The following is a 22,791-nucleotide window of genomic DNA, read 5'->3' as shown; positions in this document are numbered from 1 at the left end:
TTATGATATTAGATCAGATGTCCAATGTGTTCTGTTTTTCCCATTGGCTGAAGTAACCTACGAAACTATCCCATTCCTGTATCTTCATTTTGATGAAGGATGTTGAGAATTCCGCGCCCATTGCAGCCTTAAGACCTTTGTCTTTGTCAAAAGCGCGCAATGCATCCAGCATGTTCAGTGGCAGTTTTGGTGCCCCGCGTACTTTGTAGCCTTCGGCGTACATGTCGATGTCATAGCGTTTGCCCGGATCGGCTTCGCTACGGACACCTGACAGGCCTGCTGCAATGATGACCGCCTGCAAAAGATAAGGGTTCACCGCGCCGTCGGGCAGCCGCAATTCAAAACGGCCAGGACCGGGAACACGGACCATGTGCGTGCGGTTGTTGCCTGTCCATGTGACGGTATTGGGGGCCCAAGTCGCGCCAGACGTTGTACGCGGCGCGTTGATCCGCTTGTAGCTGTTGACGGTTGGGTTGGTGATTGCGGGCAGCGCACTTGCATGCTTCATGATCCCGCCAAGGAAATACCGTCCTTGCTCAGATAGCCCAAGTTCAGCGGTTTGGCTGCTGTCGTTGGGTTCAATCGCGAAGACGTTGGTTTTGCCGTCCAGATCCCACACTGAAATATGCGCGTGACAGCCATTGCCTGTCAGACCCTCTACAGGTTTGGGCATAAACGTCGCACGGTAGCCGTATTTTTCGGCAACGGTTTTGACCATGAACTTAAAGAAGCTGTGCTTGTCCGCCGTAGCCAGCGCGTCGTCGTAATCCCAGTTCATTTCCCACTGACCGTTCGCGTCTTCGTGGTCGTTTTGATAGGGGTTCCATCCAAGTTCCAGCATGTGATCGCTGATCTCTTGGATCACTTCAAGGCGGCGCATAAAGGCTTGTTGATCATAGCAAGGTTTGGCCGCGGTATCGAAGGGGTCGCTGATCTGTTCGCCATCGGGTGTGAGCAAAAAGAACTCAGCCTCGATGCCGGTTTTGACACGCATGCCTTCTTCGGCGGCCTCATTAATCAAACGGCGCAAAACATTGCGGGGGGCTTGGGCAACGGGTTCGCCTTCCATGACGCAATCGGCGGGCACCCACGCAATTTCGCGGTTCCACGGTAGGATAATCACCGCCTCTGGATCAGGAACGGCCAGCATGTCTGGGTGCGCAGGGGTCAGGTCAAGCCATGTGGCGAACCCTGCAAACCCAGCACCGTCTTCTTGCATGTCTGCGATGGCCCGTGCGGGCACCAACTTGGCCCTTTGGCCGCCGAATAGGTCGGTGAAACTAATCATGAAGTATTTGACGCCGTTGTCTTCGGCGAATTTTGCGAGGTCTGTTGCCATCGTGTTATTCCCTGTCGTCATTTTATAAAGAAGGGCGCGTGCCATGATTGGCCGCGCCCTATTCGTAATTAGTAGCCAGTACCCGGTTTGCCCGGATACCAGTCGGTGCCAGCAAGTGGGATTTTTGCCATTGCGGCAGCTTCCATTGTCAGCGCGCAAAGGTCTTCTGGTTCTAGGTTGTGCAAGTGGTTTTTACCGCAGGCGCGTGCGATTGTCTGGGCTTCAAGCGTCATCACTTTAAGGTAGTTATTCAAACGTCGACCACCTTCAATCGGATCGAACCGTTTCATCAGTTCGGGGTCTTGGGTGGTGATGCCTGCCGGATCGCGTCCTTCGTGCCAATCATCATAGGCGCCGGCGGTGGTGCCTAGTACATTATACTCGGCTTCCCATTTTGGGTCGTTATCGCCCAAGGCAATCAGGGCCGCGGTGCCGATGGCGACGGCATCAGCGCCCATTGCCATGGCCTTGGCCACATCCGCGCCGGTGCGGATGCCGCCTGACACAACAAGCTGCACTTCGCGGTGCATGCCGAGGTCTTGCAGCGCGCGAACGGATTCGCGGATACAGGCCAAAATCGGTTGGCCGACGTTTTCAATGAATACATCTTGTGTTGCGGCCGTCCCGCCTTGCATTCCATCAAGCACAACGACATCCGCGCCTGCTTTCACGGCCAGCGTCGTGTCAAAATAGGGGCGTGCGCCGCCGACTTTGATATAGATTGGGACCTTCCAGCTGGTAATTTCGCGCAGTTCAAGGATTTTGATTTCAAGATCATCAGGGCCGGTCCAATCCGGGTGGCGGCAGGCAGACCGTTGATCGATGCCTTTCGGGAGGTTGCGCATTTCAGCAACGCGGTCGCTGATCTTTTGACCAAGCAACATACCCCCGCCACCGGGTTTCGCACCTTGGCCAACAACGATTTCAATCGCGTCGGCGCGGCGTAGGTCGTCGGGGTTCATGCCGTAACGCGACGGGAGATATTGATAGACCAATTTATTGGAATGGCCGCGTTCTTCGCTTGTCATGCCGCCATCGCCCGTGGTGGTTGATGTGCCCGCAAGCGTGGCGCCGCGTCCTAGAGCCTCTTTTGCGGCGCCCGAAAGCGCACCAAAAGACATGCCCGCGATCGTGATCGGAATATCCAGTTCAATGGGGTTCTTAGCAAAACGCGTGCCAAGGCTTACGGAGGTTTCGCATTTTTCGCGGTACCCTTCGAGAGGATAGCGCGAGATCGACGCCCCCAAAAATAGCAGATCATCGAAATGCGGTACTTTGCGTTTTGCGCCGCCGCCGCGAATGTCATAGATGCCGGTCGCCGCCGCGCGGCGAATTTCAGCGTTGATGGGGTTTGAAAAAGTGGCGGATTGAATGGGCGCAGTTAGGGGAGCGCCGTTTGATGTGTCAGTCATGGCTGTTCCTTAGTACGCATTGTCGATCTTGAAGGTATAAAGTTCGCGGGCCGATCCGTAGCGTTTGAACTCTTCGGGTTTGGCGTCCGCGCCTGCCTGTTCCAGCAGATTGGCAAGGATCGCGAGGTGTTCGGGGCGCATCTCTTTTTCGATGCAATCCGCACCGAGGGATTTGACAGACCCGCGCACAAACAACCGCGCCTCATAAAGACTATCGCCCAAGGCGTCGCCAGCGTCACCGCAAACCACAAGGTTGCCAGATTGCGCCATAAAGGCGGACATGTGCCCGATGTTGCCATGCACGACAATATCGATGCCTTTCATCGAAATACCGCAGCGCGATGATGCGTTGCCTTTGATTACCAGCAATCCGCCGTGGCCTGTTGCCCCAGCATATTGGCTTGCGTCCCCATCAATGACGACGGTGCCGCTCATCATGTTTTCAGCGACGCCGGGTCCCGCAGACCCTTTGATATTGATCGTCGCTTGCTTGTTCATGCCGGCGCAATAGTACCCGGTTGACCCTTTTACGGTGACTTCGATCGGGGCGTCTAAACCACATGCGATCGCATGTGCGCCTTTCGGATTTACGATTTCCCAAGCGGTCTGATTGGTGGTTTCCGCCTGCGCATGCAGGGTTGCATTCATCTCGCGTAGCGCGATGTCCGCCATATCTAGTGTTTGCATCTACGCTGCTTTCTCTTGTGTTGGCTGGTCGGCGTGGCTCCAGAAATAGACTGTTGCTGGTTCGGGTTCCCAAACGCGGGCGTCTTCGATACCGGGCAGGTCAACCAACGCGCGGTATTCAGATCCGAAAGCCACGTATTGATCTGTTTCCGCCATGACAGCGGGCTTGCAGGCAATTGGATCGCGCACGACGCCAAAGCCGTCTTTGGTGCCGACGACGAAGGTGAAAAAACCATCAAGATCGTCGAGACTGCTTTCCAAGGCTTCCCCTAAGGTCGCGCCGTTTTGCATTTGCCACGTCAAATAGGCAGCGCCAACTTCGGTGTCGTTTTCTGTTTCGATGTGGATGCCTTCACGACGCAATTTGCGACGTAGACTGGCGTGGTTTGACAAAGATCCGTTGTGAACAAGGCATTGGTCATCACCTGTATTAAAGGGGTGCGCGCCCATTGTTGTGACAGCTGATTCTGTGGCCATACGCGTGTGACCAATCCCGTGACTGCCTGACATCTGCCCAATCTCAAAGCGAGCTGCCACATCTTTAGGCAGGCCAACCTCTTTATAAATCTCAAGTGAACCACCGCGACTCATAATCCGAAGTGCAGGATTAATTGTTTTGAGTGCAGCGCGCGCAGTTTCAAGCGCGCTTTGCGGGACATTTAAAACCGCATGGGTGCTTGCGATTTTCATCGTCACAGGCGCGCCGATGGCCTCAATTAGGGCGTCAGTCAGCCCTGCAAAGTCCAATTCTGGCGTGTCTGATTGCACGACAAGTTTTGCATTACCTATTGAATTATCAGAATAAATTGCGATGCCCGCGCTATCTGGTCCACGATCTGTCATCGTGATGAGCATTTTCGTCAGCAAAGAACCGAGTTGCGGTTCAAGCGCTTTGTCTTTCAGGAATAACCCGACAATTCCACACATATTGCCACCCTTGTTTAATGTCCTGCACAGCGCAGGTTGATCGAATCCGACGCTAACATCACGTTACAGGGGGATCAACTGTTGGGAAACTAATTTTCACTACAGGTAAAAAATATCTGGTCAGATTAAAAATGGCGTGGTTCATTTTAAGAAGCGGCCCGCCTGTAAGAGGCCGATAAAATGCAACATGAACCGACAAGGGAACGAAACCGTGGAAGAACAACTCGCCGAACTTGCAGCGCAGGTCGCTGCCATAGAAACGAAAGGCAATCTGACGAACACGATGTTCGCAGAGCTTTACTATTACTTAACCATCCCGCTGATGATCATCATTCACGCCGGCTTTCTGGCCTATGAGATGGGCGCATCACGTGCCAAGAACGCGCTGTCGTCGGGTGTAAAAAACATTCTCGCTTTTGCGTTTGTTATTCCGGCATTCTACTTCTTTGGTTGGTGGGTCTATTGGGGTTTCCCAACAGGTCTGACTTTATCCGAAGGACCGAACGGGATTTCCGGTGCGGCATATGCCAATGCCATCGCATGGGGCTGGGGTGAAAGTGCTGCCTACATGGGGCCAAACACCGAAGACCAGATTGACGGTGTTTTCTGGGGCGCGTTTGCACTGTTCGCCGCGACAACTGCGTCAATCATGTCAGGTGCGGTGATTGAACGCATCCAGACTGTTGGCTTTGTGATCTGCGCAATCGTGTTGGGCGGCTTTAGCTGGACGATTGCTGCCGCTTGGGCTTGGCATGCTGATGGCTGGTTGGTTCAGCAATGGGGCGTGCATGACTTTGGCGCGGCCGGTCTCGTGCACGCGGTTGCTGCTTTCTTTGCGTTGGGTGTCCTTATCAACCTTGGGCCACGGATCGGGAAATTTAACGAAGACGGCACCGCGAACGATCTTCCGGGGCACAACATGCCACTAACCGCAACTGGTCTGATGATCATCATTGTCGGTTTCTGGGGCTTCTTGATGGGCTGCGTCGTTGTTGGTGGCGAAGCTTGGTCGTGGGGTGGAAACTACTCAACGATCTATGGCACGCCAACAAATCTTGGCGCTTTGGCATTCAACGTCTTAATGGCCATCGGTGGCGGTATCATTGGCGCTTGGGTATTTACGAAGGATCCGTTCTGGATGATGTCTGGCGCTTTGGCCGGGATCATTTCGACGGCGTCTGGCTTGGACCTTTACTGGCCCGGTCTTGCATTCATCATCGCTGTTGGCGCGGGTGTATTGCTGAAACCGGCTGCTACAGTGCTCGAGAAATTCGGCATTGATGACGCTGTTGGCGCGGTTACGGTGCACGGGACTGTCGGCATTTACGGCATGCTGATCCTTGGCGTTACAGCCGCTGGTTACCCTGCATTGGGCGGTCCAGACGCCCCGACTATTAACCTTATTGGTCAATTTGTCGGCTCCGTTGTCTTTATCGCACTCGGCCTTGGTACGGGCTATGTCACATCCTTCATTCTGAAGATGTTCGGCATGTTGCGCGTTCCAGAAGCCGCTGAAATCGCTGGTTTGGATACGGTCAAAGTACCTGCTCAAGCCTACCCAGAGGGCATTCCAGTATCTGCCCCTGCTGCAAGCTAAACTTGAAATCTAACAAAGGAGAAAATCTATGGGATTTCCATTTGAAAACGCGACATGGGACGGTGTTTCCGGTCCAATCTTCATGGGATACGGGAGCGCCATGCCAGGCATTTTCACTGTCATCTCGATCATTTTGTGCATCGCTGCCTTGGTGATTGGTCAAAAGGCCGAAGCTGCGAAATACGCGAAGTATAAGTAAGTCGCTGAATAAAGATGCAAGGGGCCCGTTACGCGGGCCCTTTTTGCCTGATAGGAAACTTATTTTAATATCAGTCTTGATTTTTGGATAGGGCTGAGTCTCAATCTGATTAAACAAATACCGACAGGGGACAAAAATGGCTATTCTTTGGAGAGCATCCGCGCTTGCGCATCGCCACGCTGAAATTGGCGGCGAATTGGAAGATTGGAACGGCATGGGAACCGCTTGGTTCTACGACGACACCCCAGAACGCGCCAAAGCTGATTACGAAGCAATCCGCACCAAGGCGGGGCTTATGGATGTCTCTGGGCTAAAGAAAGTTCATGTCGTGGGGGCGGATGCCGCCTATGTCATTGACCGGGTCACCACGCGCAATGTCGAAAAAATCGCGCCGGGTCGGTCGACCTATGCGTCAATCCTCAACAGCGAGGGTAAGTTCATTGATGATTGTATCATCTACCACATCGCGGTGAATTCTTGGCTCGTTGTGCATGGCACTGGAACGGGTATGGAACAGCTGGCTTCTGTGGCGGCGGGTAAAAACTGTGAGATCTTGTTTGACGACGATCTGCACGACATGTCACTGCAAGGGCCAGTCGCTGTTGATCTGCTCGCACAGGAAATTCCGAGCATTCGCAATTTGGCTTATTTTGGCCTGATTCAGACCCGTCTTTACGGCCGCGATGTCATGATATCGCGGACAGGCTACACGGGTGAACGCGGATACGAGATTTTCTGCCGCGCCAAGGACGCCGTACATCTTTGGGATAGTATTCTAGAGGCCGGAAAAGACATGGGCGTACGCCCCGTGCAGTTCTCGACACTCGATATGTTGCGCATCGAAAGCTACCTGCTGTTCTACCCCGGCGACAATTCCGAGACATTCCCCTTTGCGGATGAGCCGTGTGGCGACACGCTCTGGGAACTTGGGCTCGACTTCACTGTGTCACCAGGCAAAGAAGGGTTCATCGGATCAGAAAACCATTATGCCGCGAAAGGCAAAGAGCGGTTCAAGATTTATGGCGTGCAATTGACCGACAGCATGGCGCAGATGGAGATGCATGCACGCGTGCTGCGCGACGGTGTCGACATTGGTGTCATCACCTATGGTCTGTCTTCAGAGCTTAACGGGTATTCGGTCGCTATCGCGCGGATTGCGCCAGATGCCGCCGTTCCGGGAACTGCTTTGGTGGTGAAACAACCCGACGGAACCGAACTGGCAGCCACCGCTGAAGAAATGCCGTTCTACGACAAGGACAAAGCTATTCGCACGGCAAAAGGTTAGGTAGGGGTTCCATGTCAAAGTTTGAATTCCCGCCTAGCATTGGAAGTCGCCCAGTTTGGGGCACTTTAGAACCGCGCGTTGGGCAGGCACATTTGTTTGTCGCGGATGCACAAGGGGCCGAAGCAATTCTCGATGTTGCGACGCCTGAATTGATGGCTGCCGCGCATATCATCTTTATCACCCGCGGTACTGACTACGCAGATAAACTGCGTGCGTTGAACCCTTCGCAATTTTACGAAGGGCCAAGCTATGACGCGGCGTTGTCACGGATCAAACGGGTTTTAAGCGACGCGAAGATGGGGCTTCAGGTATATATTTCGGGAACCGAAAGCCTGATGGGGCAAATGACCAACGAGGCCGCCCAAGCTGGGGTGCCTTTTGAATCAATTCAAACCGAACATCGCGGGTCAACCGCGCGCCGGATGCAATGTGTGCATTGCAAAGGGTTCACTGAAGAGGTGGAAACTGATCCCTTCGTGTGCTGCCACTGCGGGCTGAACCTGTTTGTGCGCGATCACTATTCGCGACGGCTCGCTGCTTATCAAGGTGTCTGCGTGGATGCAGAAGATCCCGGAAATGTTCCCGCACAAAAGGGGATATACGAATGAGCGCGCCACAAAAAGCGAAAGCTGGGGCAGAAAAAATTGCAGTGACCGTAAGCGCAGTTGTTCCGGTCACTGAATATGTCACCCGTTTCGAATTCACCCGCACAGACGGCGCGGATTTCCCGCCCTTTTCTGGGGGCGCACATACGGTCGTGTCTATGGAAGACGGCGATCGGACCCGGTTGAACCCCTATTCACTGATGTCTGACCCAACCGATCTGTCGCATTACGCCATTTCGGTGCGCCGCGAAGATACCGGTCGCGGCGGATCGGCGTTTATGCACAGCCAAGTCGCGCCGGGTGATGCGATGACGATCACCTGCCCGGTGAACCTGTTCGGTCTGGATTGGCGCGCCAAAAAACACATCTTCTTTGCTGGCGGCATCGGGATTACCCCATTTTTGGCGATGATTGGGCAATTGGAACAGACAAACGGGAACTGGGAGTTGCATTATGCGGCCCGCACACCAGAAAGTGCCGCCTATGCCGATATGCTTTTGGCAAAGTTTCCGACCAAAGTGCATGTCTATTATAGCGGCCAAGGCGTCCGTATTCCGCTAGAGTCCTTGCTGAGCGGTCAACCGCTTGGCACCCACGCCTATGTCTGTGGGCCAGCGGGTTTGATCGATCTGGTACACGATACGGCAACGGGCATCGGTTGGCCCCATAGCAATGTGCATTCCGAAGAATTCCTTGCCCCTGCACCGGGGGCACCGTTTGAGGTCCGCCTGTGCAAGTCAGACAAGACGATCACAGTGGGCGAACATGAAAGCCTGTTGGAAGCAATGGAGCGCGAAGGCGTTGACGCACCGTTTTTGTGTCGGGGCGGGTCGTGCGGACAATGCGAAACCAATGTCGTCAGCGCCGACGGCGGCTTTATTCACCGCGATCACTGGTTGGACGATGATGATCGCGCCAGTGGTAAAAAAATTATGCCCTGTGTCAGCCGTTTTGTCGGCACAACTTTGGAGCTTGACCGATGACCATCCAGTTCAACGACGAAACCTTCCGCGATGATTATTCGTTCCATAATTCCGAGTGGGCAATAAGACGGTTTCCATTTCCGTTCCACGAAGACAGCTACATGTATTCGATGAACGCTGAACAACATCGCGGCGGGCCAGATGGATCGGTCTACGAAAACCGTTTTGATGTGGACGAACATTACGTCTCAGAAATGCAAGACCGTGCCAAGGTTCTGTCCGAAGATCCGCTGCGCTGTCAGTCGCTGCCGCATATGACATTGGCAGGCTGGGATTTGCTGGAATTGATCATGGTCAGCAAATCCGAAGACTACCCTGACCTATTCGAATTGCACCGCGACGGCGACCAATGGCGCTGGGTGAATAAGCCGCTGGGCATTGATGATACGTTTACCTTTCTAGATGAAAGCACGCTGCCCTACGGACCGATGGAATATATTACCCGTCAGTCACAAGGCGATTTCGCGTTGCTGGATCAGCGTGACGAAAACCTGTGGATGGATGCAGGTATGGTTACAACCCAAGCTGATTGGTCGCTGGATTTCAATATCGGCATGAACTTTATCGAATGGCATGGACCTGTGCCTTTGGCGAATGAGATGGGCATCTTTAAGCGGGCGTTGAAGTTTCTCCTTAATATCCCGCAAGGGTCACCGGGACGGCGTCTAAATTGGACGATGACGGTGAATCCATTGCTCGATACGTCACCGGAAAACTATCATAAATGGGGTATTCAAAAGACGACTTTGACTCCCGAAAATATCGGGGCGAAACAGCATTTGCGGGTTGAACTGCAAACATTCTATCGCTTGCCGCGCTCCAACGCGCTCGCGTTTCCGATCCGGTGCTATCTGTGCAGTTTTCAGGACCTTATGACCATGCCAAAATGGGGGCGGCGGCTGCACCGCGTTGTGCGCGATCTACCCGTAGAATTGGCGACCTATAAGGGATTTATCGACAACCGCCCGCTGATGATCGACTATCTGTCGAAATTTGATGACGGTTTGCCCACTAGCCCTGGCATCTTCCCAGAACCGGAAACCGAGCCACCGCTAAAGACCTGATCAGGTCAGGCTTTTTGCGGATAGCTAATGATTGAAAGGTAACGCGACGGGAGCTTCACCAGAATCTCTGGTCCGTGGGGGGCATCCGCGTCAAAAAACAGGGTATCACCCGGTTTTAACGGGTAGATCTGGTCACCATGGCGATAATCAACTTCGCCTTCAAGCATGTAGATTGTCTCGATCCCGCCGTGTTGAAACGTGGGAAAAACGTCAGATTTTTCGTTCAGCGTAATCATATAAGGCTCGACGATCACGCCGCTGGTGTTTGACCCAATGTGTCCCAAAAGGTTGTATTGGTGGTTCGCACGGGTGCCTGCGCGTTCAAGCTCAACGCCTTCGCCAGCTTTGGTGTGCACCGCTGATCGACCCTCTTCAAAGCCACGAAAGAATGATGTGATCGGCACCGACAGGGCATTGGCCAAAGTTTGCAACGTGGTCAGCGACGGCGACGTATTGCCGTTTTCGATTTTAGACAACATGCCGATGGACAAGCCTGTGTTCTCGGACAGGTCCGCGACGGTGATATTCTGTTTGCGCCGGTGCGCGCGGACTTCGCGACCAATGGCCACCTCAAGAACTTTTTCACGTACCTCGCTGGCGCCGTGGGGATCTTGGGATAATGGTGTTGTGGCCATGGTTTTGATGTTCACTTTGCTAAATGTCCTATCCGTTCTAAATCTTTCAAAGGGTTGGTCAAGCGGCGCGTGCCGATTTGGTTCCTAGGCGCGTGTTACGCCACGGCGGTAGCTGCCGTGATCAATGCGTGAAGCAGTGACCCGGCCGAGGCACGCGGACCAAGGATGCGGATATGGTCATCAGCGGCGCGACGGATAACAAAGCAGCCCAATTGGTGAATCACCGTGCGCTGTACGTCGCCAGCCGCCATTTTGCGGATTGGGACATTGCATAGGATTTCACACAAATCAGGCATCGCAGCGCCAGTGACATCAAACACAACCCAGCCGCCTGATTGCTCGGTCACGGATGCGGCATCGCCTAGCTTTGCTTTGAGCAGATCGGCAAGGTCTTCGTGCGTGTCCATCGGTGCGCCGATCATCCATTGACCTGCTGCCATCCAAAACCCGGCCTCTGGGTCGTGGAGCACGGCCTTGCCGACGTCCGGTACAGCCCCAAGGATCGACTTAAGGACATCTGCGCAGATGTCTGTCTGCCCGTTGCGCGCAGCGACCGAGGCCAGCGCGACACCAGCGTTTTCTGCGATGGTGATCGTACCGATGGTTTGGGTCGCGACGCCCAGCGCCGGTGTTGGTATTAAATCATGCACGAAGCCGTTCCCCCTTGGGGTCAATGAAGTGGGCGCTGCAAATTTCGACCTGCACGTCGACGTCAGTCAGCGGGCTGACAAGGCGCATGGTTTCGCCGATCCGGTCGTCGCCATTTTTCAAAAACGCCAGCGCAATGTGATGCCCCAGATTGGGGGAATAGCAGGCCGAGGTCACATACCCCTGATCATGGGCGGCATTCACGGGTCCGTCAGATATCATCAGATGCGCCCCAGCTGGCACGGGCTGCGTCGGGTCGACGGGTTTCACCCCTACGGCTCGTAGGTCATCGGCACGGTTCAACCCTTCGCGACGCGATAGCACAGAACCGATACTGTCTTTCTTATCGCTCACCATTCGTCCCATACCAAGGTTTGCCGCAGTTGTTGTTCCGTTCAATTCATTGCCGGTCGCATGGCCTTTTTCGATGCGCATCACACCTAATGCTTCGGTGCCATATGGGGTGATGTCAAATTCCGCCCCCGCCGCCATGATCCGGCGTATCAGCGCGTCGCCATAGGCGGTAGGAACCGCAATTTCAAAAGCAAGCTCGCCACTGAACGAAATCCGAAACAGACGCGCCCGCAAACCGCCGCAGACGGTGATATTGGCGCAGGCCATAAACGGGAAGGCCGCGTTTGAAATATCTTGGTCAACGATTTTTTCCAATACGCGACGCGCGTTTGGCCCAGCGACGGCATATTGCGCCCAGCTTTCGGTGGTCGAAATCAACTGCACGTCTAAATCCGGCACGAGGCATTGCCGCACGAATTCCATGTGGCGGTATACGGAGAGGGCATTGGCGGTGGTGGTGGTGACAACGAAATGATCGTGGGCCATGCGCGCGGCTGTACCGTCATCCATGGCGATCCCATCTTCGCGCAGCATTAGCCCATAACGGGCTTTGCCCACGGGCAGTTTCGCAAAACCATTGCAATAGATTAGATTAAGAAAAGCCGCCGCATCCGCGCCCTGCACATCGGCCTTGCCAAGCGTCGTGACATCGCAAACACCGACCGAGTTACGCGTTGCAAGAACTTCGCGGTCCACGCTTTCGCGCCATGTGGTTTCACCCTCGCGTGGGAACCATTGCGCCCGCATCCAATTGCCAACCTCAACAAAGACCGCACCTTGCTCTTCGGCCCATTTGTGCGAGGGGGTAAGCCGTTTGGGATGGAAGTCTTGCCCGCGGTGCCGCCCGCCAAAGGCCCCGATCGCAACGGGCGTATAAGGCGGACGGAACATGGTTGTGCCAACTTCGGGAATGGTTTTTCCCGCCAGCTCTGCCATGATCGCAAGCCCGCCTATATTGGCGGTTTTCCCCTGATCAGTCCCCATGCCAAGGGTCGTATACCGTTTTAGGTGTTCAACCGAACGAAACCCTTCTTGGTGGCTTAGCTTGACGTCTTTAACGGTCACGTCATTTTGCTGATCAACCCATGCGCGGCTTGCGCCTTCAACATACCAGAATGGGGTGATGTTTACCGGTGCATCTTCGGCCTTCGGCATTGCAAGCATTCGTCCCTTTAAATCTAGTGCGCTGTGCGCGGCCTGGGCGCCGCCTGCTAATGCACCCGCTGTCGACATGTCGCCTTTGGCCGCGCCTGCGACAGTCATCCCTGCTGGCAAGCCGTCAGGAACAAAGGCGGCGAGCGTCTCATTCCACGAGGGACGCCCGCGCTGGTGGCAGGTCAAATGCACATTCGGGTTCCAGCCGCCGGATGTGCCCAGGGCCCCACATTCAATGATCCGTTCAGTCCCGTCTGCAAGACATACCTTTGCAAAGGTCAGCCCCAGCCGACCCATCGTGTCGACCACTTGGGCGCCTGCAAGAACCTCGTAATCGCGCGCACGCGGCGCGTCTGCGCGGGGGTCGATCACGATGACTTTGACGCCTTTCGCGTGCAGATCAGCGGCGGTGCGGTGCCCGTCATCATTGTTCGTAAATATCGCCGTGCGTTGGCCCACAGCAACGCCAAACCGATTGGCATAAGATCGCAAGGCGCTGGCCGTCATAATGCCGGGACGGTCGTTGTTGTTGAACGCAATCGGGCGTTCGATTGCGCCCGCCGCCAAAATGGTTTTTTGCGTATAGATACGCCATAGAATCTGGCGTGGTTTGCCTGCGTCTGGCGTTGCGACGTGATCGCTGACCCTTTCGAGAGCGCCATAGATTCCGTGATCAAACGCGCCGATGACAGTCGTGCGCGGCAGCAAACGCACGTTCGGCATGTTGGCCAGTTCGGAAACCAACGCTGCGGCCCAATCTGCGCCCGCCGCATCGTCTATTGCGTAGGTTTCGCTGTTCAAGCGCCCGCCCATGCGGAAATCTTCGTCGGCGAGGATCACCTCTGCGCCGCTGCGTGCGGCGGTTAATGCGGCCATCAGGCCGGCCGGGCCCGCGCCGATGATCAGCAGATCACAATGCAAGAACCCCTTGTCGTAAACGTCTGGATCATCCTCAAACGAAAGTGCGCCAAGGCCGGCGGCGCGGCGGATGATTGGTTCATAGACCTTCTCCCAGAACGCCGCAGGCCACATGAATGTCTTGTAATAAAAACCCGCCGTCAGGAAGGTCGATAGGCGGTCATTGACCGCCAGAAGATCAAAGGAAAGCGATCCAAGGCGGTTTTGGCTTGTCGCGGTCAGCCCGTCAAACAATTCAGTGGTTGTGGCGCGGGTATTTGGTTCTGTACGCGCGCCGCTGCGCAAGTGCACCAGTGCGTTCGGTTCATCAGAACCTGCGGTCATCGGGCCACGGGGGCGGTGATATTTAAAGCTGCGCCCCATGAGCCGAACGCCATTGGCAAGCAAGGCAGAAGCCAACGTATCACCCGCATGACCCGCATAAGTGCGGCCATCAAAGGTAAATTTACATGTCGTGTTGCGGTCGATCTGACCGCCTGTGATCCGGTTTTTCTGGGTCATTTGGATCGCCCCTTTGCACGGGCGACATCGCTAGCGAATTCAACCTTTGATATCTCGTGGGTGACGGTGTTGCGCGTCACCACAAGCCACGACCGGTCGCCCGCTTCATGGAACCACAGTTCGCGGTGCCAGCCCGCTGGGTTATCGCGCAGGTAAGCATAGTCGTAAAATGCCGCTGCCGCATCTGGGCTATCCGGGGATGGGCGTTCAATCAGGCGTGCATCACCCATATAGGTGAATTCGGCGCTGTCGCGGGGGCCAAGCAGGGGGTGGTCAATAATCATCAGTGCAAATTGGGCTGATTGCCCATCCCTTTTTCGTCGATCATCAGGCCTTTTTCGAACCGATCAAATCGGTAGGCCGCAGCGGTGGGGTGTGGCGCGTCTTTGGCGAGCAGATGGGCAAAGGCAAAGCCGCTTGCAGGGGTGGCCTTGAACCCGCCATAGCACCAGCCGCCATTGAAATAGAGGCCATCGATATGGGTTTTATCGATGATCGGAGAGCCGTCCATCGACATGTCCATGATCCCCCCCCACATCCGCAAAAGACGTGCCCGACCCAGCATCGGGAAAATTGCCACCGCGCCTTCGCAGACGTCTTCGACAGTGGGCAGGTTGCCGCGCTGGGCATAGGAATTATAGCCGTCGAGATCACCGCCAAACACTAACCCGCCCTTGTCGGATTGGCTGCAATAAAAGTGGCCAGCGCCAAAAGTGATTACACCGGGTAGGACGGGTTTTAATCCTTCTGAAACAAAGGCCTGCAATACATGGCTTTCGATTGGCAGGCGCATATTGGCCAAGCTCATTAACCGCGAAGAATTGCCCGCCACCGCACAGGCGACCTTACCTGCGCCGATAAACCCACGCGATGTTTCTACGCCTTTGCAAACGCCATCCTCGATACGGAACCCTGTGACCTCGCAATTTTGGATGATGTCCACACCGTGCTTGTCCGCACTGCGGGCATAGCCCCAGGCAACAGCATCATGCCGCACAGTCCCGCCGCGATGCTGTGCTAGACCGCCTTTGATCGGAAAACGCGCATCATGGGTGTTGAGGAACGGATAGCGTTTTTTGATGTCAGCCGTACTGAGCAAATCAGCATCCGCCCCATTCAGTATCATCGCGTTTCCGCGCCGAATGAATGCATCCCGTTGGCCGTCCGAATGGATCAAGTTCAGAATACCGCGTTGGCTGACCATTGCGTTGTAGTTAAGGTCCTGTTCTAGACCTTCCCATAGCTTTAGGGACATCTCGTAGAAGGGTTCATTCCCATCGAGCAGATAGTTAGAGCGGATGATGGTGGTATTGCGCCCGACGTTGCCGCCGCCGATCCACCCTTTTTCGATCACCGCTACCCGCGCTTGTCCAAACTCTTGGGCGAGATAATGGGCCGTCGCCAACCCATGTCCGCCGCCACCGATGATGACAATATCATAATGCGCCGCGGGATCGGGTTCGCGCCACGCAGGGGTCCATCCCTTGTGGCCGCTGAGCGCCTCTTTGATGACCCGTAATCCAGAGTACCGCATTTTGAAACCCCTTCGAAATCAATGTGAAAACCGGCGACGAATCCGCGCCTGTCTGCCCACATGAAAGAGTTTTGCACAGGAAGGCAATATACCCAACAAGAAAAATTGTTTAATATCAGGAAAAATTGGGTTGGGCTGATGAGAGGATTAAACCAAAGGCAGACGACTGCCAGAGAGAACAAAATTTTGCACGGGCAAATTGGATGGGCGCATGGCGTGATGGTGCGCTGCAAACAAAGTCAGGGCAGCATGGGAATGCTGCCCTTGGGTGAAGTGTCGCAGCGATTAAACAGTCAATGGTGCGCCTTTGCGCTCCCATCCGAATTGTTGCATCGGTGCGTCGACAGGTGTCTGTGCGACGTGGTTGACGTAGTTGGACATGGTTTTTTGAGCCAGCCCCAAGACGACATCTAGCACCGCGCGGTGACCATAGCCTGCTGCAAAGAATTCTTGCATTTCGGCGTCTGAAACATTGCCGCGACCGCGCAACATGCGCAGGGTGAATGTGCGCAGTGCTTCGAGTTTCGGATCCGCGAGCGGAGCTTCTTCGCGCAGGGCCGTAGATAGCGCGTCGTCAATTTTCATCATTTTCGCAATGCCCGTGTGCGCTGGCACGCAGTAATGACACTCGTTTTCGACGTTAATTGTCTGCCAAACCACGGTCATTTCATCGGCATCAAATGCAGTTTGTGTGAACAGGTGGTGCAGAACTTGGTAGCCTTCGAGCATCTGTGGGCTTTCCGCCATCACTTTGTGCAGGCCAGGCAGGCGACCGAACGCTTTTTGCGACTTTTCAAGTAGTGGCTTTGATTCAGCTGGTGCGCTGTCGAGGTCGTGAGATGGGAAATCAGTCATTATTTTCGCTTTCAGTTGATGATTCCTGAGTGTTGGTCTTTTTTGAGTGATCATTCAAGTATATAAATGAACAATCACTCAAAAATGAGATTCGCTATGGCCCGCACTGCAACCTACGACCGTGAAGATCTGATCAAACGCGCCAAGACAGTGTTTTGGAAACGCGGATGGGCAGGCACGTCGCTCAAGGATCTTGAGGCCGCGTTGGACACCCGCCCGGGCAGCTTTTATGCCGCATTTGGATCGAAGGAGGCGCTATACAAGCTGACTTTGAACAAATACGCGCAAGAAGGGGCTGAAAAAATAGACGCGCTTTGCGTTGAGCGCGGGCCATTGGGCGCACTTCAGGCCTATCCGCGCATTTTGGTCGAAGATCCCACAATGGGAGGTCATGCCTGTATGTTGGCCAAAACCTTTCTAGAGTTGAAAGGTCAAGATCATGCTTTGGCTGAGGTCGCGAACGATCTTTTGGTGATGATTGAAAAAAAATTCGCGGATTTGTTCCGGTCAGCGCAGGTGAACGGTGACGTCGCCGTGCACTATGATCCTGAAACACTGGCGCGGCGCTATCAGTCAGACCTTTTGGGGCTGCGCGTACTTGCGGCGCGTGCTCCCGGTCAGGCGCAGGACATCGCTCGCGATATGGCCGCAGAGCTGGGGCGTCTAGGGCCCGGGGTCCAGTCCGACTAACCTATCCGCGCGCGCGGTTGTGTCGACCATCAACTGGTGCATCTGGGCGCGCAACACTTCAATTTCTTCGGGCGTCATTTTGCGCGAAGCTTTTCCGTCAAGCTGCGCAAAGACATAGGCACCTTTGCCACTGGGGTGAGGGACAAGCATTTGGTCCCATGATTTCAGGCGCCGTCCTTTTGTGACAGAAAACGCATAGCAAAACACAGGCATGCCCGTGGCGCGCGCCCAATCGAGCGAGGCATCTTTGACCGAAAGCGCGGGGCCAAGCGGGCCATCCCCGGTCATCCCGATGCTGACACCCTCTTTGACGCGCTTGAGCACCATGCGCGATGCAGCGCGATTCGCTTTTTTGCGCGACATGCGGATCGGTTGTAGCCCGACCCGGCGTTGGAGCGCGCCTGAAACCCGCCCAACGGGCGAACTGTCGTGCAAACTTGAGAGCGGGCCGTCTGCAACGGGCCAATGCAGCGCCCCCATGATTGATCTGCTGTGCCACATCACCAAAAGAACGGGGCCATCGGCCAATGCGGCCTGTAATTCTGACAGACCTTCGGTTTTCCAAGAAATCCGCCTGTTACAGCGCCCCAAATACCACCCCGCCAAGGTCGCGATCCGCGCGGCAAGCCAGTTTGACTTTTCGATCTTTCGACGTAGTGACACCGGGTGCGCGGCCTTTTTCGCTGATTACTCTGTGTTGTTTCCACATTTCTGCACGTGAAGACAAGTCTGGTGCGGGTTGCCTCTTGATCCGGGGTGAATTTCGGACTAGTCCGACACCCGGTCCTAGGGGTATAGCTCAGTTGGTAGAGCGACGGTCTCCAAAACCGTAGGTCTGGAGTTCGAGTCTCCATGCCCCTGCCAGACCAGATCAGCGCCGCCGTGCCGGAGGATCAAAAACACCATGTCATCAGATGATTTTCGCATCGCGTTCCATATTGGGGCGCACAAGACCGCGACCTCGCACTTGCAGCGGTCACTGTTGCGGGCGTCGGATGCATTGGTAGAGCAAGGAGTGCGCTACTACGGGCCCGATCATTTTCGTCTGCCAGGGCGCACGCTTTCGGCATTGTTTGGGCTGCGAGAGCGCCGTGCCAAGCGCCCGCCTCAAGATCAGCTCGCGCTGATGCGTAAAGGCGCGGATCGGATTGTGTTTAGCGAAGAGAATTTTATCGGCACGCTTGCCCATACGATCAGCCAAGATATCGAATTTGGTTACCCGAATGCAAATATTAAAATCGCGCGGCTGTCACGGGCGCTGGGCAAACCAATTGATCTGTTTCTCAGTGTCCGTAACCCGACCGCGATGATCAATTCGGTCTATTCGCAGCTTTTACGGGGCAACAAAATCATCGATTTTGAGGACTTCAAAGCAATGGTCCCAATGACGCGTGGCGATTGGGCCGATCTGGTGACACGTTTGCGCGAAACGCCTGGTGTGGGGCGTTTGGTCGTTTGGGCTTACGAAGACTACTCAGCGCTGTTCGATGACATCTGCCTTGCGATGCTGGGCACGCAGATCACCCCTGTCGCGCACCATGTGAACCCACGTCTGTCAGCGCAGGCGGTCGCGCAAATTCTCGCCCAGAATGACGCCGGAATGCAGGGTGAACTGGCCAAAGACGCCGCCAATGCATTTCCTGTTGAAAACGGGTTCGCCCGCTTTGATGGGTTTTCGGATCGCGAACACGACTTTGCCGATATGGCCTACCGCGCGCAGGTTGATGCAATCAGTGAAATGCCCGGTGTGACCCTCTTGTCGCCTGCGGCGGATTGATCCGGTTGCGGGCTTGAAATCATGCCTCGAAGGCCGTATGTCGCAGGGTGTTTCCACAAAGGACGATATGTCATGGCCATCGCCAACCCCGTCAAGTTTTTCCAAGAGGTCCGCTCAGAGGTCTCAAAGGTCGTATGGCCAACCCGCCGCGAGGTCGTATTGACCACGATCATGGTATTTATCCTTGCAGCGCTTGCCGCGATCTTTTTCTCGCTTGTTGATATGGCGATCCGTGCCGGATTGACGGGCGTGTTGGATTACTTTGGCAGCTAATCATGCGTGGAAATTACGCGGCACCTCTTGAAAATAGCGGGTGTCAGCGGTAAGAGCCACAAACCCCTGAAATTGGCGTGCGGCGAATCGAGCTTCACGCCGCTTTTATTTTCGGGACTGGCGGATGATCCGCCGCGATAAATTTGAACATGCGGCCCATCTGGGCCTGCGACGACAAGGTGCTTTGACACATGGCGAAACGTTGGTACTCCGTAAGCGTTCTCTCAAACTTCGAGAAGAAAATCGCTGAGGCGATTATGACTAAAGCGGAAGAGCAAGGCCTTACCGAGCAAATCGGCGAAGTATTGGTGCCAACCGAAGAAGTCATCGAAATTCGTCGCAACAAGAAAGTCACGACCGAGCGTCGTTTTATGCCCGGTTACGTGCTTGTCCACATGGAAATGTCGGATGAAGGGTATCACCTGATTAACTCTATCAACCGCGTCACTGGTTTCTTGGGGCCGCAAGGTCGCCCGATGCCAATGCGTGACGCCGAAGTGCAAGCGATCTTGGGCCGCGTTCAAGAGGGCGAAGACGCCCCACGTACATTGATCCACTTCGACATTGGCGAGAAAGTCAAAGTCAACGAAGGTCCGTTCGAAGACTTCGACGGTATGGTTGAAGAAGTCGACGACGAGAACCAGCGCCTGAAAGTGACCGTATCGATCTTTGGTCGCGCGACCCCAGTCGAACTGGAATTCACGCAGGTTACTAAGCAGTAATTCAACTGCGGATAAGAGATTGTGAAGGGGGTGCTGATGCGCCCCCTTTTTTCGTTTAAGTCAGTTGGATCACGACGGCGCCATCTGTAACCGTAAGTGTATAGTCGGGGATCGAAAGGTATTCATCCTCGGACGCGCCCGAAACGCCAAACCCCGCCGCGTCATAAACTGAACTATGACGGTCGCCCCGATCCGTGCAGGCAAAGGGTGCATCTGGGTTGCCCGTGATACCGATGGCTTTACCGCGGTGTGTGCAAACAAGATTTGCGACAAAATAGGCCGGGTTTTGAACTGTGCCTGCACGGTCGTTGGCCGCGCCAAAGGCAATTTGTTCATCTGTGCGGCGATGCACCGCGATATATTGGATCATACCCGTTGATCCGTAAGTTTCGTCATCGGTTGGTCGGGCGATCACTGTGACCTCACCGGGCAAAAGCGCGGTCACGTCAACCTCGGCGGGGCCTGCTGGAACCTCGATAAGGTAATTTTCACCGATGGGGGCCGTAGTTGCAATGTCCGCCCAATCGGCATCGATATTCGTTTGCGCGTTCAAGATAGCCGGGCAAAGAAGAACCGTGCTGCTTGGGATCATGGCGATTACCTGGCGACGGGTCATTTTATGCATCGTATTTAGTCCTTTCGGGATATGGGTGTCATGTGTGTGAAAGTATCGTCTTTGTCCCAGAGCAGGTGTTTGAGCGCGCCTAGGATATGCAACGTGACAAGAGCTAAAAGCATCCACTTTAGGGAATAATGCCAATCTAACAGCGTCTCGCCCATGTCCGAGCGGGCGAAGGTTTGATCAACGGGCCAAAGCAAATAGGGGGTGTTTAAGCCAGATGCGGACACATAGCCGGTAACGACAAGCGCGATCATACAGAGATAAAGGGCCGCATGCGTGGCGTGGGACGTAATCCGCTCCCAAAGCTTGTGGGCGCTTGGGTGGTGCGCGCGGTGCATAACCCTTGATGCGATTCGTAATCCTAGAACCAAGATAAGGCTTTGCCCGATCACTTGGTGCGCCCGGATGACCCACGCCCCCGTCCAGTCAAAGCGAAACGCGAGCCCAGTCAATACCATTGCGAGAATCAGTAGCGCCGTTAACCAGTGATAGACGATTTGCGCGCGTGAATATTTCATTGGTGCTGCCTGAACTCTTAGGTTGCCTACCCGAAAGATTAGCTCTCTTTCGGCGCTTGTCATCTTATACGTGGATTATGACGGTTTCTGACGAAGAGAATTCTCCTATCGGTCGAAAAATGCGCAAAAGGCTTGCATAGATTGATTTAGTCCACTACCTGCACGCCCAATCCACCCGTATAGGGAGGATTCCCCGTGGGAGGCGAGACGCGCGCGCGTGATCTGGCCTGACCGCACAACATTAGGTCTCGGGCGGCGCGCCGTACCGGGAGTTGGAATAAGGAGAGGCCCCATGGCCAAAAAAGTTGTTGGACAACTGAAACTGCAGGTTCCTGCAGGCGCAGCAAACCCATCCCCACCCGTCGGCCCCGCATTGGGTCAGCGCGGCATCAACATCATGGAATTCTGTAAAGCGTTTAACGCGAAAACAGCTGACATGGAAAACGGTGCCCCTTGCCCGACCGTGATCACGTATTACGCGGACAAATCATTCTCGATGGAAATCAAGACGCCACCTGCGTCCTATTACATCAAGAAAGCCGCAAAACTGAAGTCTGGTTCACAAACACCGGGTAAAGCAGTTGCTGGTTCGATCACAGGTAAGCAAGTACGTGAAATCGCAGAAGCCAAAATGAAGGACCTCAACGCGACGTCCATCGAAGGCGCAATGCTGATCATCGCGGGTTCTGCCCGCTCTATGGGTGTGGAGGTCAAGTAATGGCAAAATTCGGTAAGCGCACAACAGCCGCCCGCGCAGCATTCGAAGGCAAGCAAAACGTCACAGTCACCGAGGCTGTCGCGCTGGTCAAAGACAACGCAAAAGCGAAATTCGACGAAACTGTCGAAATCGCAATGCAGCTTGGTGTTGACCCACGTCACGCTGACCAAATGGTGCGCGGCACAGTGAACCTGCCAAACGGCACTGGTAAAACTGTACGCGTTGCGGTTTTCGCACGTGGCGAAAAAGCAGACGAAGCAAAAGCAGCTGGCGCAGACATCATCGGTGCAGAAGATCTGATGGAAACTGTTCAAGGCGGCACAATCGACTTTGATCGTTGCATCGCCACACCTGACATGATGGGTGTTGTTGGTCGTCTGGGTAAAGTTCTTGGCCCACGCAACCTGATGCCAAACCCACGCGTTGGTACTGTAACAATGGACGTTAAAGCCGCTGTTGAAGCTGCCAAAGGCGGCGAAGTGCAGTTCAAAGCTGAAAAAGCTGGTGTTGTTCACGCTGGTATCGGCAAAGCATCTTTCTCTGCCAAGCAATTGGAAGAAAACATGCTGGCATTCGTTGAAGCGGTCAGCAAAGCCCGCCCAACTGGCGCCAAAGGCACATACATGAAAAAGATCGCTGTCAGCTCTACAATGGGCCCAGGCGTGTCGATCAGCGTAGAAAGTGCGACAGGCAACGCCTAAGTCGCAAGTTTGACGTTTGTACGAAAAAAGGCGCGTCCATTTGGGCGCGCCTTTTGCATTTCTCAAGGTTCA

The 22,791-nt window shown here is 54.7% G+C and carries 25 protein-coding genes and 1 tRNA gene; 13 read left to right on the top strand and 13 right to left on the bottom strand.

The genetic code is table 11. From position 1 onward, the window contains the following. Positions 1-13: 13 nt before the first annotated feature. The 4 genes from glnT to Yoon_RS10995 form a co-directional block, all read right to left on the bottom strand. Positions 14-1,339 (bottom strand): type III glutamate--ammonia ligase, encoded by a 1,326-nt coding sequence (gene glnT, locus Yoon_RS11010; protein ID WP_238112267.1) that lies wholly within the window; start codon positions 1,337-1,339, stop codon positions 14-16. Positions 1,340-1,407: 68 nt separating this feature from the next. Beyond that, positions 1,408-2,751, bottom strand: coding sequence for an FMN-binding glutamate synthase family protein (locus Yoon_RS11005; protein WP_238112266.1), 1,344 nt, complete (start codon positions 2,749-2,751; stop codon positions 1,408-1,410). Positions 2,752-2,760: 9 nt separating this feature from the next. Continuing rightward, complete coding sequence (locus Yoon_RS11000) at positions 2,761-3,438, bottom strand: GXGXG domain-containing protein (RefSeq protein ID WP_238112265.1); 678 nt, start codon at positions 3,436-3,438, stop codon at positions 2,761-2,763. Next, positions 3,439-4,365 (bottom strand): glutamine amidotransferase family protein, encoded by a 927-nt coding sequence (locus Yoon_RS10995; RefSeq protein WP_238112264.1) that lies wholly within the window; start codon positions 4,363-4,365, stop codon positions 3,439-3,441. 211 nt (positions 4,366-4,576) lie between these two features. Here Yoon_RS10995 and Yoon_RS10990 point away from each other — a divergent pair, with 211 nt between their 5' ends. From Yoon_RS10990 to Yoon_RS10965, 6 genes are all read left to right on the top strand, one after another. Next, entirely contained in the window at positions 4,577-5,962 is a 1,386-nt protein-coding gene (locus tag Yoon_RS10990; protein WP_238112263.1) for an ammonium transporter, read from the top strand. Positions 5,963-5,990: 28 nt separating this feature from the next. Next, positions 5,991-6,161 carry a hypothetical protein gene (locus Yoon_RS10985; RefSeq protein ID WP_181820918.1) on the top strand — a complete coding sequence of 57 codons (171 nt, stop codon included), beginning with the start codon at positions 5,991-5,993 and terminating at the stop codon, positions 6,159-6,161. A 136-nt stretch (positions 6,162-6,297) separates the two neighbouring features. Next, positions 6,298-7,446 (top strand): aminomethyltransferase family protein, encoded by a 1,149-nt coding sequence (locus Yoon_RS10980; RefSeq protein ID WP_238112262.1) that lies wholly within the window; start codon positions 6,298-6,300, stop codon positions 7,444-7,446. An 11-nt stretch (positions 7,447-7,457) separates the two neighbouring features. Further along, positions 7,458-8,054 (top strand): dimethylamine monooxygenase subunit DmmA family protein, encoded by a 597-nt coding sequence (locus Yoon_RS10975; RefSeq protein ID WP_238112260.1) that lies wholly within the window; start codon positions 7,458-7,460, stop codon positions 8,052-8,054. Further along, positions 8,051-9,034: a PDR/VanB family oxidoreductase gene (locus tag Yoon_RS10970; protein ID WP_238112259.1), complete on the top strand. Its 984-nt coding sequence runs from the start codon at positions 8,051-8,053 to the stop codon at positions 9,032-9,034. Before Yoon_RS10975 ends, Yoon_RS10970 begins: the two co-directional genes overlap by 4 nt. Further along, entirely contained in the window at positions 9,031-10,098 is a 1,068-nt protein-coding gene (locus tag Yoon_RS10965) for a DUF3445 domain-containing protein (RefSeq protein WP_238112258.1), read from the top strand. The genes Yoon_RS10970 and Yoon_RS10965 overlap by 4 nt, the downstream gene beginning before the upstream one ends. A gap of 5 nt (positions 10,099-10,103) precedes the next feature. Here the strand turns inward: Yoon_RS10965 and Yoon_RS10960 are convergent, their stop codons facing one another. The 6 genes from Yoon_RS10960 to Yoon_RS10935 form a co-directional block, all read right to left on the bottom strand. Next, on the bottom strand, positions 10,104-10,733 hold the full coding sequence (locus Yoon_RS10960) for an XRE family transcriptional regulator (protein WP_238112643.1): 630 nt from the start codon (positions 10,731-10,733) through the stop codon (positions 10,104-10,106). Between the two features lie 95 nt (positions 10,734-10,828). Further along, complete coding sequence (locus tag Yoon_RS10955) at positions 10,829-11,383, bottom strand: sarcosine oxidase subunit gamma (protein WP_238112257.1); 555 nt, start codon at positions 11,381-11,383, stop codon at positions 10,829-10,831. After that, a complete protein-coding gene (locus Yoon_RS10950) occupies positions 11,376-14,309 on the bottom strand; it encodes a sarcosine oxidase subunit alpha family protein (RefSeq protein ID WP_238112256.1) in 2,934 nt (977 codons plus the stop codon). Before Yoon_RS10950 ends, Yoon_RS10955 begins: the two co-directional genes overlap by 8 nt. Beyond that, entirely contained in the window at positions 14,306-14,593 is a 288-nt protein-coding gene (locus Yoon_RS10945) for a sarcosine oxidase subunit delta (protein ID WP_113778112.1), read from the bottom strand. Before Yoon_RS10945 ends, Yoon_RS10950 begins: the two co-directional genes overlap by 4 nt. Continuing rightward, on the bottom strand, positions 14,593-15,843 hold the full coding sequence (locus Yoon_RS10940; protein WP_238112255.1) for a sarcosine oxidase subunit beta family protein: 1,251 nt from the start codon (positions 15,841-15,843) through the stop codon (positions 14,593-14,595). Before Yoon_RS10940 ends, Yoon_RS10945 begins: the two co-directional genes overlap by 1 nt. Before the next feature lie 285 nt (positions 15,844-16,128). Beyond that, a complete protein-coding gene (locus Yoon_RS10935; RefSeq protein WP_238112254.1) occupies positions 16,129-16,698 on the bottom strand; it encodes a carboxymuconolactone decarboxylase family protein in 570 nt (189 codons plus the stop codon). A 96-nt stretch (positions 16,699-16,794) separates the two neighbouring features. Here Yoon_RS10935 and Yoon_RS10930 point away from each other — a divergent pair, with 96 nt between their 5' ends. Next, a complete protein-coding gene (locus Yoon_RS10930; protein WP_238112253.1) occupies positions 16,795-17,388 on the top strand; it encodes a TetR/AcrR family transcriptional regulator in 594 nt (197 codons plus the stop codon). On the opposite strand, the gene Yoon_RS10925 is transcribed toward Yoon_RS10930, so the two are convergent. Then, on the bottom strand, positions 17,362-18,051 hold the full coding sequence (locus tag Yoon_RS10925; protein ID WP_238112251.1) for a DUF374 domain-containing protein: 690 nt from the start codon (positions 18,049-18,051) through the stop codon (positions 17,362-17,364). The genes Yoon_RS10930 and Yoon_RS10925 overlap by 27 nt on opposite strands. A 125-nt stretch (positions 18,052-18,176) precedes the next feature. On the opposite strand from Yoon_RS10925, the gene Yoon_RS10920 reads away from it, so the two are divergent. The 4 genes from Yoon_RS10920 to nusG all read left to right on the top strand — a co-directional run bounded on the left by Yoon_RS10920 (position 18,177) and on the right by nusG (position 20,160). Next, a tRNA-Trp gene (locus Yoon_RS10920) sits at positions 18,177-18,252 on the top strand. Positions 18,253-18,292: 40 nt separating this feature from the next. Next, positions 18,293-19,165, top strand: a complete 873-nt coding sequence (locus tag Yoon_RS10915) for a hypothetical protein (protein ID WP_238112250.1) — start codon at positions 18,293-18,295, stop codon at positions 19,163-19,165. Between the two features lie 72 nt (positions 19,166-19,237). Further along, on the top strand, positions 19,238-19,438 hold the full coding sequence (gene secE, locus Yoon_RS10910) for a preprotein translocase subunit SecE (protein ID WP_238112249.1): 201 nt from the start codon (positions 19,238-19,240) through the stop codon (positions 19,436-19,438). A gap of 191 nt (positions 19,439-19,629) precedes the next feature. Continuing rightward, positions 19,630-20,160, top strand: coding sequence for a transcription termination/antitermination protein NusG (gene nusG, locus Yoon_RS10905; protein WP_238112248.1), 531 nt, complete (start codon positions 19,630-19,632; stop codon positions 20,158-20,160). 55 nt (positions 20,161-20,215) lie between these two features. Here the strand turns inward: nusG and Yoon_RS10900 are convergent, their stop codons facing one another. Together Yoon_RS10900 and Yoon_RS10895 are read right to left on the bottom strand one after the other, a co-directional pair. Next, entirely contained in the window at positions 20,216-20,785 is a 570-nt protein-coding gene (locus Yoon_RS10900; protein WP_238112247.1) for a hypothetical protein, read from the bottom strand. 5 nt (positions 20,786-20,790) lie between these two features. After that, entirely contained in the window at positions 20,791-21,300 is a 510-nt protein-coding gene (locus Yoon_RS10895) for a cytochrome b (RefSeq protein ID WP_238112246.1), read from the bottom strand. A gap of 292 nt (positions 21,301-21,592) precedes the next feature. Here Yoon_RS10895 and rplK point away from each other — a divergent pair, with 292 nt between their 5' ends. Next, entirely contained in the window at positions 21,593-22,018 is a 426-nt protein-coding gene (gene rplK, locus Yoon_RS10890; protein WP_113778104.1) for a 50S ribosomal protein L11, read from the top strand. Beyond that, on the top strand, positions 22,018-22,719 hold the full coding sequence (rplA, locus tag Yoon_RS10885; RefSeq protein WP_238112245.1) for a 50S ribosomal protein L1: 702 nt from the start codon (positions 22,018-22,020) through the stop codon (positions 22,717-22,719). The genes rplK and rplA overlap by 1 nt, the downstream gene beginning before the upstream one ends. Positions 22,720-22,791: the final 72 nt, after the last annotated feature.

Origin of the sequence: Yoonia sp. I 8.24 (genome assembly GCF_022096995.1) — a bacterium.
Classification (GTDB): domain Bacteria; phylum Pseudomonadota; class Alphaproteobacteria; order Rhodobacterales; family Rhodobacteraceae; genus Yoonia.
This window is presented reverse-complemented; position numbering and strand designations above follow the sequence as displayed.